The sequence below is a fragment of the Streptomyces varsoviensis genome (assembly GCF_000718635.1).
GTDB lineage: Bacteria > Actinomycetota > Actinomycetes > Streptomycetales > Streptomycetaceae > Streptomyces > Streptomyces varsoviensis.
This window is the reverse complement of sequence record NZ_JOBF01000010.1, coordinates 130,129-146,687: the sequence shown is the minus strand read 5'-3', so window position 1 is coordinate 146,687 and position 16,559 is coordinate 130,129. Positions and strand designations below refer to the sequence as shown.

Genomic DNA, 16,559 nt, shown 5'->3' with positions numbered 1-16,559 from the left:
TAGGTGGCCCCCTATGCCGTTGCTACTGGCTGCTGCTGCACTGTGGGGCCCACTTCTGCTCTTCCTCGCTCAGGGTGGGGCCGGGGGTCGGGGTGGAGTTGAGGCGCGTGCCGCTCTGGTTCGTACCGCTCTGGGGGGTACCGTGCAGCGGCTTTGAGCCGGGGTTCTGCCCGAGCTTGTCCTTCTCCTTGTCCGCCTGGTCCTTCTTTTCCTTCTCCTGCTGCTTCTTCTTCGCCTCGGCCTCGGCCTTCTTGCGCTCGTCGAGCTTCTTGCAGGTTCCGGCGAGCATGCCGAGGTCCTTGGCCTTCTGCACGGCCTGCTCGCGGTCGCCCACCGTGATGGTGTCCTGCACGCGGCTGCGCTGGTCGACCGGGAGGTACTTGAGTTCGATCTCGGGGTGGTCCTCGTAGACCTTGTTCATCTTGAACCAGGCGAGATCCTGGCTGATGCCCTGGTAGACGGCGAGATGCTGGTCCTTGGCGCCCACGTAGTACTGCGACTGGGTCCAGCGGTAGCCGCCGTAGAGCCCGCCGCCCACGATGCCGAGCACCACCAGGGTGATCAGCGACCGCTTGAGCCACTTGCGGCCGGCGGAGGGTCTGCCGTAGTCGTCGTCGGCGTAGTCGTCGTACGCGCCCTCGGACGGCTGCCCGTCCGAACCGTCCCCGCTGCCGGGCGGGCCGAAGCCGCCGGGCTGCTGCGGTACGGGCCGGCTGGCGCGGCCGAGCTCGGCCGCCCGGCCGGCGGGCGTCTGCATCGCGGCGCCGCCGTCGCCCATCTGGAGCTGGTTCTCGGCGACCGCGCCCACGATGACCGGGGTGTCGTTGAGCTGGCTCGCGTGCGCGTCGCCGCCGTCGACGTCGAAGACATCGGCGACGATGCAGGTGATGTTGTCGGGGCCACCGCCGCGCAGGGCCAGCTCGATGAGCATCTGCACGGTCTCGTGCGGGCCCTGGTAGCTGGCGAGGGTGTCCTCTATCGTCTGGTGGCTGACGACCCCGCAGAGACCGTCGGAGCAGATCAGATAGCGGTCCCCGGCCCGCACCTCCCGGATGGACAGGTCCGGCTCGACATGGTCGCCGCTGCCCAGCGCGCGCATCAGCAGGGAGCGCTGCGGGTGGGTGGTGGCCTCTTCCTCGGTGATCCGGCCCTCGTCGACGAGGCGCTGTACCCAGGTGTGGTCCTGTGTGATCTGGGTGAGGACGCCGTCCCGCAGCAGGTACGCGCGGGAGTCCCCGACATGTACGAGGCCGAGCCGCTGACCGGTCCACAGCAGGGCGGTGAGCGTGGTGCCCATGCCTTCGAGCTGCGGGTCCTCCTCCACCATGACGCGCAGTTGTTCGTTGGCGCGCTGCACGGCGCTGCCGAGCGAGGTGAGGATGTCGGAGCCCGGCACGTCGTCGTCGAGCGGGACGAGGGTGGAGATCACCTCGGAGCTGGCGACCTCGCCGGCGGCCTGGCCGCCCATGCCGTCGGCGATGGCGAGCAGGCGGGGGCCGGCGTAACCGGAGTCCTCGTTGCCCTCCCGGATCATGCCCTTGTGCGATCCGGCGGCGAAACGCAGTGACAGACTCATGCGCACCTCGCCCGTCGGCTCCGGGAACAGCCCCTTCGCTGCCACGCTGCCCACCCTCCGGTCGTCATGGTCCTACTACTTCCGCAGCTCGATGACGGTCTTGCCGATGCGGATCGGCGCGCCGAGCGGGATCGGGGTCGGGGTGGTCAGCCGGGTCCGGTCCAGGTACGTGCCGTTGGTGGAGCCGAGGTCCTCGACGATCCACTTGCCGTCCCGGTCCGGGTAGATCCTGGCATGCCTGCTGGAGGCGTAGTCGTCATCGAGGACGATCGTCGAGTCGTGGGCGCGGCCCAGCGAGATGGTCTGGCCCTGGAGGGCGACGGTGGTGCCGGCCAGCGTCCCCTCGGAGACGACGAGCTTGCTGGGGGCGCCGCGGCCGCCCCCCTTGGCCCGTCGGCCGCCGGACTGCTGGCGCTGCTGCGGCGGCGTGGCGGCGGTCTGCGCCGCGGCCCCCCGCTGCGGCTGCCGGTCCTGGCCGCCGCGGCGCGAACCGCGCTGGGTCACCCGGGTGCCGAACAGATCGCTGCGGATGACCTGTACGGCCACGATGACGAACAGCCACAGTACGGCGAGGAAACCCAACCGCATGACCGTGAGGGTCAGCTCTGACATTGCCCCCGCTTCACCCTTCGGCTTGCCGGTAAACGATGGTGGTACTGCCCACGACGATCCGCGAGCCGTCGCGGAGCGTAGCGCGGGTGGTGTGCTGCCCGTCCACCACGATGCCGTTTGTGGACCCCAGGTCCTGAATTGTCGCGGGGGTGCCGACCCGGATCTCGCAGTGCCTGCGGGAGACGCCCGGGTCGTCGATGCGTACGTCCGCCTCGGTGCTGCGGCCCAGTACGAGCGTGGGCCGGGAGATCTGGTGGCGGGTGCCGTTGATCTCGATCCAGCGGCGGGTCTGCCCGCTCGGCAGGGGGCCGGCGCCGGGCGCGCCCGTACGGGGCGCGGGGCGGGCGGCTCCGGGGGGCGGTGCCGAGGGCATGGGGGGCGCGCCGGCGGGCTGCGCGGGGTATCCGCCGCCGCCTCCACCGACATGGCCGCCGGGCCCGGAGCGCGGCGCGGTGGCCCGCTCCGCGTACGGGTTGTTGTCGGTCGGCGGCTGCTGGCTCTCGCTGGAGGCGAGAGTGCGGCTGCGGACGCGGTAGAGGCCGGTGTCGAGGTCGTCGGCCTTCTCCAGGTGCACCCTGATGGTGCCCATGAAGGTGTAGCGCTGCTGTTTGGCGTAGTCGCGCACCATTCCGGACAGCTCGTCGCCGAGCTGGCCGGAGTACGGGCTCAGCCGGTCGAAGTCCGGGGCGCTGAGCTCGACGATGAAGTCGTTGGGCACGACGGTGCGGTCGCGGTTCCAGATGGTGGCGTTGTTGTCGCACTCACGCTGAAGCGCGCCCGCGATCTCGACGGGCTGCACCTCGGACTTGAATACTTTGGCGAAGGTGCCGTTCACGAGACCTTCGAGACGCTGCTCGAAGCGCTTCATAACTCCCACCGGGCACCTCCTTCCTCGGTGTCGGGCCGAGTGTCGTCCTGATACTGCTTACTGATCGTATCCACGCGCCGTGGAAACGGCTGGTTCCCCTTTGGAGTCAGGAGTGACGAGTGTCGCGTTCCAGGACGTCTCCGCGAGGTTCCACTAGGGATCGTAGAGGCGGCCTCAACTCAGTGTCCCGCAACCGGGGTGGTCGCCGAGGGAGCGGGCGCTCGACAAGGGATGTGAATCCACCCCCACCGGCGTGCTAATCTTCTGGATGTCGGAAGGCGCTCGCACCAGACCCGGACAGGCCAGTTCGGAAGCTGTGAGAGAGTTGAGAAGACAGCACCCATGCGCGGGTGGCGGAATAGGCAGACGCGCTGGATTCAGGTTCCAGTGCCCGAAAGGGCGTGGGGGTTCAACTCCCCCCTCGCGCACGTATCAGTGATACGGGTCTCACCAGTGACGGAAGTCGCCGGTGGGGCCCGTTTCTCGTTGTCCGGCGGCTTCCCGTGGTCCGGCGGCCGGTGTGCCACGGCGGGGCGCGCTCGCGGCGCCGTGAGACGCGCTCGCGATTCCGTCAGGCGCGTTCGCGGCCTGGTCTCTTTCGTTGCCGGCCCCATTGGCGGCTGCATTGTTGGCTCCATTGTTGGCGGGAATCTTTCTCTCCTGGGGGGACGTGGCCGGATCGCCGCATGTCGGCGGGGCCGTGGTGGGAGCATCGACCTGTAGTCGCACTGGGGCGCTGCGTGTGGCGTCAAGTCGCGTTGAGTGTGCGGTTGGGGCGCCGCTGGTTCGGACTTCGCCGATTCGGGTGCGTGGAGAGCCTCGTCGTCTGTGACCGGAGTACCGGAGTGGGGGACGATGTGGCGTTGGGCCAGGCGTCTTGGCTGACGGAGTGGCTGCTGCCCGCCGGGGTGTGCGCGGGCGTGGCGTGGGTGGGCCTGGTCTACCGCTTCCGTGAGGACGGGCGCCTGCTCGGTACGGCCCGCTCCGCGGCGCTCGCGGGCTGTGTCGTGCTGTGGACCTCCGGGGTGGCGGCGCTGGCCAGCGGCCTGCTGCTGCCGAACGCGTCGAGCGTGCCGCCGATCGCGGTGGGCGCGGTGGCCGGTTCCGGTGTGGTCCCCCGCGGCCGGGGCGAGCAGACGAGCGGGCGCGCCCTCATGGCCGTGCTGACGCTGGGCGACTCGCTGCTCCTCGCCAGCCTCGCGCGCCGGCTCCAGGAGGACCGCGCCGACTGGTGCGACCGGCTGGTCCACGGCTTCCATGACTGCTGGGACCTTGACCTCTTCTCCGACGAGGTCAAGCGGTACCTGCTGATGCGGGTCGATGTGCGCGGGCGTACGAGCCGCAGCCGCAGCACTCTCCGGCGCGAGATCCTCGACCGCTACAAGGACGTGCAGTCGGCGGCGCAGCGGTGGGCCAAGGCCGAGGCGGACATCGGCAAGACCTGTCTCCAGCAGGGCCGGCCGCGCACCCGCGAGGAGGAGCGGCGCGCGAAGCGGGCGTTCGGGGAGGCCGAGCAGTACTGCCGGCATCTGCTGGAGCTGGCACACACCTACGGGAAGCGCAGCGGCGACCGCAAGATCTCCGAACTCAGAGGGCGGCACCTGCCGCTGCGGCACACGGTGGTCCTGCCCGGCGTCCCGCGGCCCCGCAGACGGAGACTGGCCGCCCTGCTACGGGCCGGGGCCAGGGGCCGGGGTCAGCGGTAGGTCGCCACGAAGCTGCGTGTCGCGTCGGCCTCGGTGGTCTCCGGGGGCTCCTGGCGCTCCGCCGGGGACGGGTCGTAGAACGATATTTCCACGCGGGCGTCGAGTGACTCCGCGACGGCGGCCAGCGACCTCAGCGTGAGGTTCTCGTCGCCGGACAGGATCTGACTGACTCGTCCGGGGGATACTCCCAGACAGTCGGCCAGGTCCTTGCGGGTCATGCCGCGCTCGGCGAGCAGCCCCGCGAGGGACGCCGTCGCCTGTCTCGCCAGCCGGGCACCCGCCAACTCAGCGGCACGGCCCTGCTCGGCACTGTTTCGCCAGGCCATGGCGTACCCCCAATGGCTTCGGTGGTCTCTGGCGCGCTTACCTAGAGAAGCATGCCACCTTTAGGCAGGGCTAAAAGCTTAGTTTCAGCTAAAGATTGCGCCAACGCCACCCAATACCGCCTGCCACCCCGCGCTGACCAGCGGCTACGGGGTGGCCGACGGTTTTCGGTCATTCTCAACTCCGCGTTGCCGCAGTGGACTCGGCGTGGGCGGCGGCGATCGCCTTGCCCTTCGCGGCGGCGGCCTCGAAGGCCTCGGCGCGGGACTTCTCGGCGAGCGGGATGAGGTCGGCCATCGCCGGGTTGGCCTTGGCCAGGGTCAGTTCCGGGACGATGAAGTCCAGCTCGACGCCGAGCGAGGTGAATATCTTCTCCAGGTAGTTCTGGACGAACTCGAACTCCTCGCGCGGGGTCCCGGGGGCGTACGAGCCGCCGCGGCTGGCGACGACGGTGACCGGGACGCCCGCGATGGACTGCTCCGAGCCGGCCGTGCGGCCGATGATGAACACCTGGTCCAGCCACGCCTTGAGCGTGGAGGGGATCGTGAAGTTGTACATGGGTGCGCCGATGACCACCGCGTCGGCGGCTTCCAGCTCCTCGACCAGCTCGGTGCGCAGGGCGGCGGCGGCCTTCTGCTCCGGGGTGTGCTCGGCCGGGTCGACGGAGCCGGCCGACGAGGCGGCGGCGTCGAAGTGCGGCAGCGGGTTGGCGCTCAGGTCGCGGTGGACGACGGTGCCCTCGGGGTGCTCGGCCAGCCAGGCGTCGCGGAAGGCGGCGGTGACGGAGCGGGAGACCGAGGTGCCGTCGGGGAAGAGGGACGAGTCGATGTGCAGCAGCGTTGCCATGATGGCTCCAGGGGGGAGTGCGTCGATGGGGGCGGTGCGTGCGCAGCCGTGCGCGCCATGCCCGCGTACGGAACTATTGGTAACACAGTAGCTTACTTTTGTGCAGCCCCGAACGAGAAAGCAGTACGCTGTTCATATGGCGGACCACGATGCGCAGGTGTGCAAGAGCGTCGGCACGGGGATGACACGCGTCTTCGAGCTGTTCGGGAAGCGCTGGACGGGGCTGATTGTGGCCACGCTGATGCCGGGGGAGGTGCGCTTCGCCGAGCTGCGGCGGGCGATTCCGGGGATCAGTGAACGCATGCTGTCGGACCGGCTCGCGGAGTTGACCGGGGTGGGGCTGGTGGTGCGGGAGGTCGAGGAGGGGCCGCCGCTGCGCGTCGCCTACCGGCTGACCGCCGCGGGCGAGGCGCTGGAGCCCGCGCTCAAGGAGCTGGGGCGGTGGGCGGAGAAGCATCTGGCCGACGGGGGCGGGTGTCCGGAGGCGCTGCGGTAGCGGCGCCGGGGCCGGAGGGGCGGGGTGGGGAGGGTGCGGGGTGCGCTGCGGCGTGCGTGACGCGGGCGGCGTGGGTGGGGTGCCTTCTGGTGTTGTTCACTCCTTCGGTCACTCGACGGCTTCCTGCGCGGCGTTGTAACGCAGCAGGTAGGACGCGAAGCGGTCGAGGTCGGCCTCGTCCCAGTCGGCCAGGCGCTCGTGGAAGGCGACGCGGCGGCTGGCGGTGACGTTGGCGAGCATTTCGGCGCCCTCGTCGGTGAGATGCAGCACCTGGACGCGGTGGTCGTCCGGGTCCACGCGGCGCTCGACGAAGCCGAGCCGCTCCAGCGCGGAGACCTGCCGGCTGACGGTGGACTTGTCGAGCAGGTAGTGCGCGGCGAGGTCGGTGGCGCGGCATCCCCGCTGGTCCTCCAGGTGGGCCAGGAGGGTGAAGGAGACCAGCGAGAGTTCGGGGTGCATCCGGGCGGCCGTCGCGCGGGCCCGGCGGGCGAACGCGGTCAGCTCGCGCTGGATCGTCTCGACGGAGTCGTCTCGATGGGACACGGTGCTGCCTTTCCGTTCAACTGGTTGTACAGTACAACCCGAAGTAAGAGTTGTAGAAGCCAACCATTAGTTGATGTTCGAGAAGGCCGCCCCATGAGTTCCGCCCACCGTGCCGGTCCGGCCGGCCCGGCACGCCGTTCCGGCGACGCCGCCGCCCTGCGCCACGTCCTCACCCACCTGATCACCCCGCTCCTGATGTGCGTGGGGATGGGATTCGCCTATCTGGGCGCCTTCGCGCACCCGTCGCCGCACCACCTGCCCGTCGCGGTCGTCGGCTCCGGGCCGAGCGCCCAAGTGCTCGCGCAGACGATCAACGACAAGTCGGGCGGCGACCTGACGGTCCGTACGGTCGCCGACCGGGGCGAGGCGGTGCGGCAGCTCAAGGAGCGGGACATCTTCGGTGCGTACGTCCCGGGCGGCGGGGGCGGGGCGCGTACCGGGGGCGCCGCGGGCTCCGGCGTCGCGGGTGCCGGGGGCGTTGCGGGATCCGCCGGCGGGGCGCCGGAGCTGCTGGTCGCCACGGCCGGTTCGGACACCACCGCCTCCGTCGTGCAGAAGGTCTTCACGCCCGTCGCGGCGGAACGGGGCGCGCCGCTCAAGGTCACGGATGTCGTGCCAACCGCGCCGGGCGACCCGACCGGGCAGGGCCTCTTCTTCCTGCTGGTCGCGGTCAGCATCGGCTCGTACGCGTCCGTCGCCGTGCTCGGCGGGGCGGGCGCCGCGCTGCCGATGCGGCTGCGGGCGCTCCTCGCGGCCGGCGTGTCGCTCGTGGTCAGCGTCATCGGCACGCTCTTCGCCGGGCCGGTCTTCCACCTCGTCGACCACGGGCTGTGGGGGGTGTGGGGCCTGGCCTGGCTCTACTCGGCGGGCATCGTGCTGATCGGCGTCGGCCTGCACGTCTTCCTCAAGCGGTGGACCACGCTCGGCGTGATGGTGCTCTTCGTGATGCTCAACTTCACCAGCGCCGGCGGGGTGTTCCGGCCCGAGTTGCAGAACGGGTTCTTCGCCGCGCTGCACGCCTTCTGGAACGGCGCCGGCTTCCTGGAGGGCACGCGCGGTCTCGTCTACTTCGACGGCGCCGGGCTGGGCGGGCACGTCTGGACGCTGGCCCTGTGGCTCGTCGCGGCGCTGGCGGTGCTCGGCGCCGGCGGGGTCGTGGAGTCGCGGCGGGCGGCCGGTACCGCTTCTGCGGGGGCCGGGGGCGCTTCCGTGGGGGCCGCGGGGGCTGTGTCGGGTGACTCGGCGGAGGCGGCCGAGGAGGGCTCGGAGCGGGTACGGGGCGGCGTCGAGGAGACGCGGGAGCAGCGGGAGCAGGAGGAGCGGGAAGAGGAGATGGAAGAGGCGGTCGGCGTCTGACCGTTGTCCGTGGGGGGCGGTACGGTCATGGACAGGTGACGTTGCGTGACGTTGTGCCATGGGGTGAAGGGGGAGGTGGCCGCGATGGCGCGTCTGCCGTACGTACCGGGGTTCGCCCGGCTGGGAGACACACCGGGAGACACACCGGGAGAAACACCGCGGGACAGGGGCTCAGGTGGCGGTGCCGAGTCGCCGAAGGCCGCCGGCAAGGCGCTGCGGGGGCGTGTGGCGCGCCGCGACCACGCCGAGCTGGAGATCGGGGCCGGGCGGCCGGGTGCGGTCGAGGCGGTCCAGGAGTCCAACGCCGGACGGCTGCCGGAGCTGGTGCCGATACGGGTCGGCCGGATGGCCGCCTCCCCGTTCGCCTTCCTGCGCGGCACGTCCGGGCTGATGGCGTACGACCTGTCGACCACGCCCGTCACGGGCGCGGGCGCGCAGCTATGCGGGGACGCGCACGCCGCCAACTTCGGGCTGTACGGGGACGCGCAGGGCCGGCTCGTCATCGATCTCAACGACTTCGACGACACGGTGCACGGCCCCTGGGAGTGGGACCTCAAGCGGCTCGCGGTCTCGCTGGTGGTGGCCGGCCGGGAGACCGGCGCGGCCGAGGACGCCTGCCGGGACGCGGCGCGGGACGCCGTCGGCGCGTACCGGCGCACGATGCGGCTGTTGGCCAAGCTGCCCGCCGCCGAGGCGTGGAGCGCCGTCGCCGATGAGGAGTTCGTCTCGCACGCCGACGCGCGGGACCTGGCGGGCGTGCTGGAGCGCGTCGCCGACAAGGCGCGGCGCAACACCGGGGCGCGCTTCGCCGAGAGGTCGACGCGGCCGCTGCCGGACGGCACGCGCCGGTTCGTCGACGCGCCGCCGGTGCTGCGGCGGATACCGGACGACGAGGCGGCGGCCGTGGCCGGGGGGCTCGGCGGGTATCTGCGGTCGCTGCCGGAGGACCGGCTGCCGCTGCTGGGCCGGTACGCGGTGCACGATGTGGCGTTCCGGCTGGTCGGCACGGGGAGCGTCGGGCTGCGCTCGTACGTGGTGCTGCTCCTGGACCACCGGGGCGAGGCGGTGGTGCTTCAGGTGAAGGAGGCCCGGCAGTCGGCGCTGCTGCCGCATGTCGGCAAGGCCGGTTTCGCGATACCCGGGGCCGCGCACGAGGGGCGGCGCGTCGTGCTGGGGCAGCGGCGGATGCAGACCGTCAGCGACATGCTGCTCGGCTGGACGACGGTCGAGGGGCGGCCGTACCAGGTCCGGCAGTTCCGCAACCGCCAGGCGAGCGTCGACCCGGCCGCCCTCGAACCCGGCCAGATCGACGACTACGGTCGCATGACCGGCGCGCTGCTGGCGCGGGCGCACGCGCACAGCGTCGACCCACGGCTGATCGGCGGGTACTGCGGCAAGAACGACGAACTGGACGAGGCCGTCGCCTCCTTCGCGGTGGCGTACGCGGACCGAGTGGAGGCGGACCACGCGGAACTGGTGGAGGCGATACGGGACGGCCGGATCGGGGCCGAGACGGGGGTGTGAGGGGGCACGGGGCCCGAGGTGGGGGCGAAGGGGGGGCGGGGCACGCCGCGGGCTTCGCCTGACCCGCGGGAGCGGCCTTTGGGCGTGTCGGAGGCGTCGGCGGTCGCGTACGGGCCGGGGTTCGGTATCGCGTACGGGCCGAGGGTCGGTATCGCGTACGGGCCGGGGTTCGGTATGAGGGAATCCGTGTCCGGAAACCTGGGCCGGGCCGGGGAAACCCCGGCTCGTTTGAGACGCTGTACGGGTGACGAACCCGGAAGCCGAGCAGGCGCAGCCAGAGGCCGAAGACCACTCCGCAGACGCGGCCGCGGGCCGGGCGGGCGGCATGACGGGAGACGCGGAAGGCGTCCCGTCCGGCGGCCCGGGGGCCGAGGATGGGGAGCGGGCTACGGACCGGCTGGAGCAGGCGGTGCGGACGGCCGAGCAGGCGCTGATCGAGTTCGAGATCGCGGTCGAGACGTTCCGGGTGGAGGTGGAGAACTTCTCCCGCCTGCACCACCAGCGGCTCGGCCCGATGTACTCGCGCCTCGACGAGCTGGACGCGCTGGTCGCGGAGACCGTCGCGGCCCGTACGGGTGACGCGGAGGACATCCGGCGCGCACAAGAGGCGCGGGCGATGGTGCAGCCGATGCCCCAGGTGGACGAGTTGTTCGGGGGCTGGATGGACTCCGAGGGGCTGTCCCCCGAGGCGTCCTCGATGCTCACGGAGCGGCCGGTGCAGCCGCCCAAGCGGGTGCGGCCGAGCGAGGAGGCGCGGCGCGTCTTCCGGGAGCTGGTCCGCAAGGCGCACCCGGACCTGGCGCGGGACGAGGCGGACCGGGAGCGGCGCGAGGCGTTCATCGTGCGCGTCAACGCCGCGTACGGGGACGGCGACGAGGAGGCGCTGCGCACGCTCGCCGACGAGTGGGCGGCCGGCCCGGCGGCCGAGGAGCGGCGGCCGAGCCGGAGCGAGGAGCTGTACGCGCGGCTGGAATGGCTCGCCCAGCGCAAGGAGCTGCTGGCGGCGGTGGCGGCCGACCTGGAGAGCAGCGCGATCGGCGCGATGATCAAGATGGCGCCGGACGACCCGGACCGGCTGCTGGAGGAGATCGCGGAGCGGCTGCTGGCACAGGTCGCCGAGCGGGAGGCTTATCTGGCCTCCCTGGTCGGGTAGCTTCTTCCGGCCCGGCCCGGGCCGGCTCAGCTCAGGTCGGCCCGACCTCCGCACCCAGGAACCATCCGCAACAGGCCCCCCACCCGCACCACATGCGATCCGAACCCCGAAACGCCGAAACGCCGAACCGAGAGAGGCTTCCCATGAATTTCGCCCAGGTCCCCGAGGTGGACGCGGCGTCCGTGCCGTCCGACGGCTTCCTGCTGGATGTCCGGGAGGACGACGAGTGGGCGGCCGGCCACGCCGAGGGCGCGCTGCACATCCCCATGAGCGACTTCGTCGGCCGCTACGGCGAGCTGACCGAGCGCGCCCCGGAGGGCGGCAAGGTGTATGTGATCTGCCGCTCCGGCGGCCGGTCCGCCCAGGTCACCCAGTACCTGCTGCAGCAGGGGCTGGACGCCGTGAACGTCGCCGGCGGCATGCAGCACTGGGCCGCCTCCGGCCGCCCCGTGACGGACGGCGCGAACGGCCCCGGCGCGGTCATCTAGCCGCAGCTCAGCGAGGCGGCCCGGGCTGTTCAGCCGAGGGGGTGGGCCGCGATGAGGTCCCCCAGGGCCTCCTCGTGGGCGGCGGCCGGGCCGAGGGAGAGCTCCACCTGCTTGGCCCAGGCGTGGTAGCGGTGCAGCGCGTAGTCGGTGTCCGCGCCGAACCCGCCGTGCAGGTGCTGCGCGCTCTGCACGACGCGGCGCACCCCGTCCGCCGCCCAGATCTTGGCGACGGCGACGTCCGCGGCGGTCGGCAGCGGCCCGCCGGCCGCCGGGTCGCCGAGGCGCCAGGCCGCCTGCCAGAGGGTGGCCTCCATGGCGCGCAGGTCGATGTAGCGGTCGGCGGTCTGGACGGCGACGGCCTGGAACGTGGCGATGGGGTGGCCGAACTGCTCGCGCTTGCCCGCGTAGTCGCTGGTCATGGACAGCACGGCCTCGCCGAGCCCGAGCGCCAGCGCGCAGGTGCCGGTGGCGAGGAGGCAGCGCAGCCACTCCCAGCAGCCGTCCACGGTGATCATGTCCCGCGCCGGGACGCGTACGGCGTCGAGCTCCAGTCGCGCGTACCGCTCGCCGCTGGTCGAGAACTGGTCGGCCAGCGTGAGCCGGTCGTGGTCGCGGGGGACGAGGGCGAGGACGGCGCGCCCCTCGCCGGTGTGGGCGGGCAGCAGGATCAGGTCCGCCGCCTGGGCCCAGGGGACCGCGGTGTGGACGCCGTCGAGCACCCACTCGTCCCCGTCCTGGCGCGCCGCCACGGAGAGCTCCGCCGGATCGTGGCCCGTACGGCCGTTGGACGCGACGGTGATGACGACCTCCCCGCGCCCGACCCCCGGCAGGAGTGCGGAGCGCGCCGCCTCGCTCCCGTAGGTCTCCAGCGCCAGCGCAGCGGCGCTCGTCTCCAGCAGCGGCACCCGGGCGAGCACCTTGGCGGACTCGCGCAGCACGAGGGCGAGCGCGATGGCGTCGAGCCCCGCCCCGCCGTGCTCCGGCGCGAGGAGCAGGCTCAGCAGGTCGGCCTCGGCGAGCCGGCGCCACAGCGGCCGGTCGAAGTCGTCGGCGACGGCGCCCGCGGTCAGCGCCGGGCTGGGCACGCCGTCGGGGGCGACGCCGGAGAAGACCGCTTTCGCCGCTTCGGCGGCCGCCTGCTGCTCCTCGGTGAAGGTGAAGTCCACTGCCTGTCCTCCCGCACACCCCGACTGACCCGACGAACCCGATTGAGCTGACGGGTCGTCAAGGTAGAACAGGTTGCAGGAATTGGGAATGGGGTTCAGCGGTCGAAGTCCAACTCCACCCTCTCCGTCACCGGATGCGACTGGCAGGCCAGCACATACCCCGACTCGACCTCCTCCGGCTCCAGCGCGAAATTCCGGTCCATCCGCACCTCGCCCGAGACCAGGAACGCCCGGCAGGTGCCGCACACCCCGCCCTTGCACGCGTACGGAGCGTCGGCGCGGTTGCGCAACACCGCGTCCAGCAGCGACTCCCCCTCCAGCACCGGCCAGTCACCGCTGCGGCCGTCCAGCTTGGCGGTGACCGAGCTGCGCGCGGCCGCCGGACCCGCGGATGCCTGAGCCGCGGCCGCCGGTCCCGCGGCCGTAGCCCCGGCCGCCGTCGCGCCTCTGCCCGTCCCTGTGGCCGTCGCGCCTATGCCCACGGCCGTAGCCGTGCCGGTGCCCGTGCCTGCGGTTGGGCCTGCGGTCGTCGCTGTGGCCTCCAGCGGTGTCGCGGCCGTCCCGTCGTCCACGTGGAAGATCTCCTGATGCACCCGCCGCCGGTCGACCCCGAGCCCGCGCAGCGCCCGTTCGGCGCTCCGCACCAGCCCGTACGGCCCGCACAGGAACCAGCCGTCCACCTCCGCCACCGGCAGCAGCGCGGGGAGCAGCGACGACAGCCGCTCCTCGTCCAGCCGCCCGGACGCCAGGCCCGCCTGCTGCTCCTCACGGGAGAGCGCGTGCACCAGGTGGAACCGGTCGGGGTAGCGGTCCTTGAGGTCGGCCACCTCCTCCAGGAACATCGTCGACGCGGCCGTGCGGTCGCTGCGGATCAGGCAGAAACTCGCGTCGGTCCGGCGCGCGAGCAGCGTCGCCGCGATGGACAGCACCGGCGTGATGCCGCTGCCGCCGACCACCGCCGCGAAGCGGCCCGCTCTCGGCTCCAGGACGAAGCGCCCGGCCGGCGCCATCACGTCCACCGTGTCGCCGACGGACAGCTCCTTGAGCGCGTACGTCGAGAACTCGCCGCCCTCGACCCGCCGCACCCCGACACGCAGCGACCGCGGCCCGTCCGGGTCGGTCACCGGCGCGCAGATCGAGTACGTGCGCCGGACCTCCGTGTCGTCGACGAAGAGCCGCACCGCGACATGCTGGCCCGGCGCGTAACGGAACGTCGTGCGCAGTTCGCCGGGCACGGTGAGGGTGAGGGCGACCGCGTCGTCGGTGAGGCGGTCGACCGCCGCCACCCGCAGCGGGTGGAAGGCGCCGTGGCGGGCCCCGGCCATCTACAACTCCTTGAAGTGGTCGAAGGGTTCACGGCACGACTCGCAGCGGCGCAGCGCCTTGCAGGCCGTGGACGAGAAGCGGCTCAGCAAGGTGGTGTCGGTCGAGCCGCAGTGCGGGCAGCGGATGGCCAGCCGGAGCGCGACGGGCCCGCTGGGCGTCGGCCGCGGCGGCGCGACGCCGAACTCCGCGAGCTTGCGGCGGCCTTCGGCGCTGATGGCGTCCGTGGTCCAGGGCGGCGAGAGGACCGTCCGGACCTCGACCTCCGGTATGCCGTGGTCGTGCAGCACGCGCTCGATGTCCGACGACATCGCCTCTATGGCCGGGCAGCCGCTGTAGGTGGGGGTCAGCTCGACCTCGACCCGGCCGGGCCCGAGCACATGCAGGTCGCGCAGTACGCCCAGCTCGGAGAGGGTGACGACGGGCAGCTCGGGGTCCGGCACCGAGCCGGCCAGCGCGCGCAGCTCCGCTTCTAGGGGCGTGTCGGTCACCATGTCGCCCCCGGGTGGCTGCGGTGCAGATGCTGCATCTCGGCGAGCATCCGGCCGAACACCTCGGTGTGGATGCCCCGCCGCCCGCCGCCCGCGCTCCAGCCTCCTCGCCGCGGGCCGGTCGGCACCGTCAGCGTGGCTCGCTCGATGACATCGGTGATGCCGGCCTGCCAGCCCTCGCGCAGGGCGGCGGTATCCACCTCCAGCCCATCGACGGGCTCGAAGAGCTCGCCCGTGTACCGCCACAGGGCGTCCAGGCCGCGCTGCATGCGGTCATGGCTCTCGGGGGTGCCGTCGCCGAGCCGCAGCGTCCAGTGCTCGGCGTGGTCGCGGTGGTAGGCGACCTCCTTGGCGGCCTTCGCGGCGATCGGGGCGAGCGGGCCCATGCCGTCGGCCAACTGCCCGTACAGCAGCGCCTGGTAGGTGGAGAAGTAGAGCTGCCGGGCGATGGTGTGCGCGAAGTCGCCGCGCTCCTGCTCGACCAACTGGGTGTTGCGGAAGGCGCGCTCCTCGCGGAGGTAGGCCAGCTCGTCCTCGTCGCCGACGAGGGAGAGCAGCAGCCGCGCCTGGCCCAGCAGGTCCAGGGCGATGTTGGCCAGCGCCACGTCCTCCTCCAGCACGGGCGCGTGCCCGGCCCACTCGCCCAGCCGGTGGGAGAGGACGAGCGCGTCGTCGCCGAGGGCGAGCGCGGCCGCCGTGGATGGGCTGCTCATAGGTGCCGCACCCCCTCGGGGATCTCGTAGAACGTCGGGTGGCGGTAGGGCTTGTCGGCGGCCGGGGCGAAGAACGGGTCCTTCTCGTCCGGCGAGGAGGCGGTGATCTCGGCGGACGGCACCACCCAGATCGAGACGCCCTCGGAGCGGCGGGTGTACAGATCGCGCGCGTTGCGCAGGGCCATCTCGGCGTCCGGTGCGTGCAGGCTGCCGGCGTGGGTGTGGGACAGCCCGCGGCGGCTGCGCACGAACACCTCCCAGAGCGGCCAGTCCGATCGGGATGTCGTCATGCCCGTGCCTCCCCGTGCTTGGCGGCGTACGCGCTCGCTGCCTCGCGGACCCACGCGCCCTCGTCGTGGGCGCGCCGGCGCTGGGCGATGCGCTGTTCGTTGCACGGCCCGTTGCCGCGCAGCACCTCGTGGAACTCGGACCAGTCGATGGGGCCGAAGTCGTACGCCCCCCGCTCCTCGTTCCAGGTGAGGTCCGGGTCGGGGAGGGTGAGTCCGAGCGCTTCGGCCTGGGGGACGCAGATGTCCACGAAGCGCTGGCGCAGCTCGTCGTTGGAGTGGCGCTTGATCCTCCAGGCCATGGACTGGGCGGAGTGCGCGGACTCGTCGTCCGGGGGGCCGAACATCATCAGGGACGGCCACCACCAGCGGTCCACGGCGTCCTGGGCCATGGCGTGCTGGGCGGGGGTGCCCCGGCTCAGGGCGAGGAGCAGCTCGTACCCCTGGCGCTGGTGGAAGGACTCCTCCTTGCAGATCCGCACCATCGCCCGGGCGTACGGACCGTAGGAGCAGCGGCAGAGGGGGACCTGGTTGGTGATGGCGGCGCCGTCCACGAGCCAGCCGATGGCTCCGACGTCGGCCCAGGTCAGGGTGGGGTAGTTGAAGATGGAGGAGTAGCGCTGGCGGCCGGCGTGGAGCTTGTCGAGCAGCTCGTCGCGGCTGGTGCCGAGGGTTTCCGCCGCGCTGTAGAGGTACAGGCCGTGCCCGGCCTCGTCCTGGACCTTGGCCATGAGGATCGCCTTGCGCCGCAGCGAGGGCGCGCGGGTGATCCAGTTGGCCTCCGGCTGCATGCCGATGATCTCGGAGTGGGCGTGCTGCGCGATCTGCCGCACCAGCGAGGCGCGGTAGGCGTCCGGCATCCAGTCCCGTGGTTCGACGCGCTCGTCCGCGGCCACGGTGGCGTCGAATGCCGCTTCCAGGGCCGGCTCGTACGCCGCTTCGGTGTCCGGCGCCATCGTCGTCATGCGGTGCCCCCTGGCTCTCCACTGGATGTGTCGTCGGGTCACTGGACGGCAGGCGGTATCCGGGCGCTCCCGCACCCGAGCCAACCGACCGATCGTTCGGTTCAATGGTGTGCCGCGCGCTC

Annotated in this window: 18 protein-coding genes and 1 tRNA gene; 7 read left to right on the top strand and 12 right to left on the bottom strand. The window is 72.2% G+C overall.

The features are described 5' to 3' along the window. Positions 1 to 22: 22 nt before the first annotated feature. From IF55_RS16110 to IF55_RS16100, 3 genes are all read right to left on the bottom strand, one after another. Entirely contained in the window at positions 23 to 1,576 is a 1,554-nt protein-coding gene (locus tag IF55_RS16110; RefSeq protein WP_037966585.1) for a PP2C family protein-serine/threonine phosphatase, read from the bottom strand. Positions 1,577 to 1,651: 75 nt separating this feature from the next. Next, positions 1,652 to 2,188, bottom strand: a complete 537-nt coding sequence (locus tag IF55_RS16105) for an FHA domain-containing protein FhaB/FipA (RefSeq protein WP_030888672.1) — start codon at positions 2,186 to 2,188, stop codon at positions 1,652 to 1,654. A gap of 10 nt (positions 2,189 to 2,198) precedes the next feature. After that, positions 2,199 to 3,065: an FHA domain-containing protein gene (locus tag IF55_RS16100; protein ID WP_030888670.1), complete on the bottom strand. Its 867-nt coding sequence runs from the start codon at positions 3,063 to 3,065 to the stop codon at positions 2,199 to 2,201. A gap of 335 nt (positions 3,066 to 3,400) precedes the next feature. Between IF55_RS16100 and IF55_RS16095 the strand changes: the two genes are divergently transcribed. Next, a tRNA-Leu gene (locus IF55_RS16095) sits at positions 3,401 to 3,484 on the top strand. A gap of 435 nt (positions 3,485 to 3,919) precedes the next feature. Next, on the top strand, positions 3,920 to 4,762 hold the full coding sequence (locus IF55_RS16090; protein ID WP_157854514.1) for a hypothetical protein: 843 nt from the start codon (positions 3,920 to 3,922) through the stop codon (positions 4,760 to 4,762). Here IF55_RS16090 and IF55_RS16085 read toward each other — a convergent pair. Together IF55_RS16085 and IF55_RS16080 are read right to left on the bottom strand one after the other, a co-directional pair. Next, entirely contained in the window at positions 4,753 to 5,088 is a 336-nt protein-coding gene (locus tag IF55_RS16085; RefSeq protein ID WP_048832031.1) for a helix-turn-helix domain-containing protein, read from the bottom strand. The genes IF55_RS16090 and IF55_RS16085 overlap by 10 nt on opposite strands. A gap of 175 nt (positions 5,089 to 5,263) precedes the next feature. Then, on the bottom strand, positions 5,264 to 5,932 hold the full coding sequence (locus IF55_RS16080) for an FMN-dependent NADH-azoreductase (protein ID WP_030888666.1): 669 nt from the start codon (positions 5,930 to 5,932) through the stop codon (positions 5,264 to 5,266). A gap of 136 nt (positions 5,933 to 6,068) precedes the next feature. Between IF55_RS16080 and IF55_RS16075 the strand changes: the two genes are divergently transcribed. Further along, positions 6,069 to 6,428: a winged helix-turn-helix transcriptional regulator gene (locus IF55_RS16075; protein WP_030888665.1), complete on the top strand. Its 360-nt coding sequence runs from the start codon at positions 6,069 to 6,071 to the stop codon at positions 6,426 to 6,428. A gap of 108 nt (positions 6,429 to 6,536) precedes the next feature. Here IF55_RS16075 and IF55_RS16070 read toward each other — a convergent pair whose 3' ends face one another. Further along, on the bottom strand, positions 6,537 to 6,971 hold the full coding sequence (locus IF55_RS16070; RefSeq protein ID WP_030888663.1) for a MarR family winged helix-turn-helix transcriptional regulator: 435 nt from the start codon (positions 6,969 to 6,971) through the stop codon (positions 6,537 to 6,539). 93 nt (positions 6,972 to 7,064) lie between these two features. Between IF55_RS16070 and IF55_RS16065 the strand changes: the two genes are divergently transcribed. From IF55_RS16065 to IF55_RS16050, 4 genes are all read left to right on the top strand, one after another. Next, entirely contained in the window at positions 7,065 to 8,327 is a 1,263-nt protein-coding gene (locus tag IF55_RS16065) for a hypothetical protein (protein WP_030888660.1), read from the top strand. A gap of 84 nt (positions 8,328 to 8,411) precedes the next feature. Beyond that, on the top strand, positions 8,412 to 9,851 hold the full coding sequence (locus IF55_RS16060) for a DUF2252 domain-containing protein (protein WP_078644492.1): 1,440 nt from the start codon (positions 8,412 to 8,414) through the stop codon (positions 9,849 to 9,851). Positions 9,852 to 10,095: 244 nt separating this feature from the next. Further along, on the top strand, positions 10,096 to 11,004 hold the full coding sequence (locus tag IF55_RS16055; RefSeq protein ID WP_106980404.1) for a hypothetical protein: 909 nt from the start codon (positions 10,096 to 10,098) through the stop codon (positions 11,002 to 11,004). Positions 11,005 to 11,147: 143 nt separating this feature from the next. Next, on the top strand, positions 11,148 to 11,492 hold the full coding sequence (locus IF55_RS16050) for a rhodanese-like domain-containing protein (RefSeq protein ID WP_030888651.1): 345 nt from the start codon (positions 11,148 to 11,150) through the stop codon (positions 11,490 to 11,492). A 29-nt stretch (positions 11,493 to 11,521) separates the two neighbouring features. Here the strand turns inward: IF55_RS16050 and IF55_RS16045 are convergent, their stop codons facing one another. From IF55_RS16045 to paaA, 6 genes are all read right to left on the bottom strand, one after another. Then, a complete protein-coding gene (locus IF55_RS16045) occupies positions 11,522 to 12,658 on the bottom strand; it encodes an acyl-CoA dehydrogenase family protein (RefSeq protein WP_030888649.1) in 1,137 nt (378 codons plus the stop codon). A 95-nt stretch (positions 12,659 to 12,753) separates the two neighbouring features. Then, positions 12,754 to 13,983, bottom strand: coding sequence for a 2Fe-2S iron-sulfur cluster-binding protein (locus IF55_RS40615; RefSeq protein ID WP_037966553.1), 1,230 nt, complete (start codon positions 13,981 to 13,983; stop codon positions 12,754 to 12,756). Next, positions 13,984 to 14,475 carry a 1,2-phenylacetyl-CoA epoxidase subunit PaaD gene (gene paaD / locus IF55_RS16035; protein ID WP_030888642.1) on the bottom strand — a complete coding sequence of 164 codons (492 nt, stop codon included), beginning with the start codon at positions 14,473 to 14,475 and terminating at the stop codon, positions 13,984 to 13,986. After that, entirely contained in the window at positions 14,469 to 15,185 is a 717-nt protein-coding gene (gene paaC / locus IF55_RS16030) for a 1,2-phenylacetyl-CoA epoxidase subunit PaaC (RefSeq protein WP_030888637.1), read from the bottom strand. Before paaC ends, paaD begins: the two co-directional genes overlap by 7 nt. Continuing rightward, positions 15,182 to 15,475, bottom strand: a complete 294-nt coding sequence (paaB, locus tag IF55_RS16025; RefSeq protein WP_030888634.1) for a 1,2-phenylacetyl-CoA epoxidase subunit PaaB — start codon at positions 15,473 to 15,475, stop codon at positions 15,182 to 15,184. The genes paaC and paaB overlap by 4 nt, the downstream gene beginning before the upstream one ends. Next, the gene (paaA, locus tag IF55_RS16020; RefSeq protein ID WP_030888631.1) at positions 15,472 to 16,437 is read right to left on the bottom strand and encodes a 1,2-phenylacetyl-CoA epoxidase subunit PaaA; all 966 of its coding nucleotides are present in this window, start codon (positions 16,435 to 16,437) and stop codon (positions 15,472 to 15,474) included. Before paaA ends, paaB begins: the two co-directional genes overlap by 4 nt. Positions 16,438 to 16,559: the final 122 nt, after the last annotated feature.

What these genes read in the sequence shown, in the direction of transcription:
- IF55_RS16110 (WP_037966585.1), bottom strand. Translation starts at nt 1,576, where the DNA reads ATGAGTCTGTCACTGCGTTTCGCCGCCGGATCGCACAAGGGCATGATC.
- IF55_RS16105 (WP_030888672.1), bottom strand. Translation starts at nt 2,188, where the DNA reads ATGTCAGAGCTGACCCTCACGGTCATGCGGTTGGGTTTCCTCGCCGTA.
- IF55_RS16085 (WP_048832031.1), bottom strand. Translation starts at nt 5,088, where the DNA reads ATGGCCTGGCGAAACAGTGCCGAGCAGGGCCGTGCCGCTGAGTTGGCG.
- IF55_RS16080 (WP_030888666.1), bottom strand. Translation starts at nt 5,932, where the DNA reads ATGGCAACGCTGCTGCACATCGACTCGTCCCTCTTCCCCGACGGCACC.
- IF55_RS16075 (WP_030888665.1), top strand. Translation starts at nt 6,069, where the DNA reads ATGGCGGACCACGATGCGCAGGTGTGCAAGAGCGTCGGCACGGGGATG.
- IF55_RS16065 (WP_030888660.1), top strand. Translation starts at nt 7,065, where the DNA reads ATGAGTTCCGCCCACCGTGCCGGTCCGGCCGGCCCGGCACGCCGTTCC.
- IF55_RS16060 (WP_078644492.1), top strand. Translation starts at nt 8,412, where the DNA reads ATGGCGCGTCTGCCGTACGTACCGGGGTTCGCCCGGCTGGGAGACACA.
- IF55_RS16050 (WP_030888651.1), top strand. Translation starts at nt 11,148, where the DNA reads ATGAATTTCGCCCAGGTCCCCGAGGTGGACGCGGCGTCCGTGCCGTCC.
- IF55_RS40615 (WP_037966553.1), bottom strand. Translation starts at nt 13,983, where the DNA reads ATGGCCGGGGCCCGCCACGGCGCCTTCCACCCGCTGCGGGTGGCGGCG.
- paaD (WP_030888642.1), bottom strand. Translation starts at nt 14,475, where the DNA reads ATGGTGACCGACACGCCCCTAGAAGCGGAGCTGCGCGCGCTGGCCGGC.
- paaC (WP_030888637.1), bottom strand. Translation starts at nt 15,185, where the DNA reads ATGAGCAGCCCATCCACGGCGGCCGCGCTCGCCCTCGGCGACGACGCG.
- paaB (WP_030888634.1), bottom strand. Translation starts at nt 15,475, where the DNA reads ATGACGACATCCCGATCGGACTGGCCGCTCTGGGAGGTGTTCGTGCGC.
- paaA (WP_030888631.1), bottom strand. Translation starts at nt 16,437, where the DNA reads ATGACGACGATGGCGCCGGACACCGAAGCGGCGTACGAGCCGGCCCTG.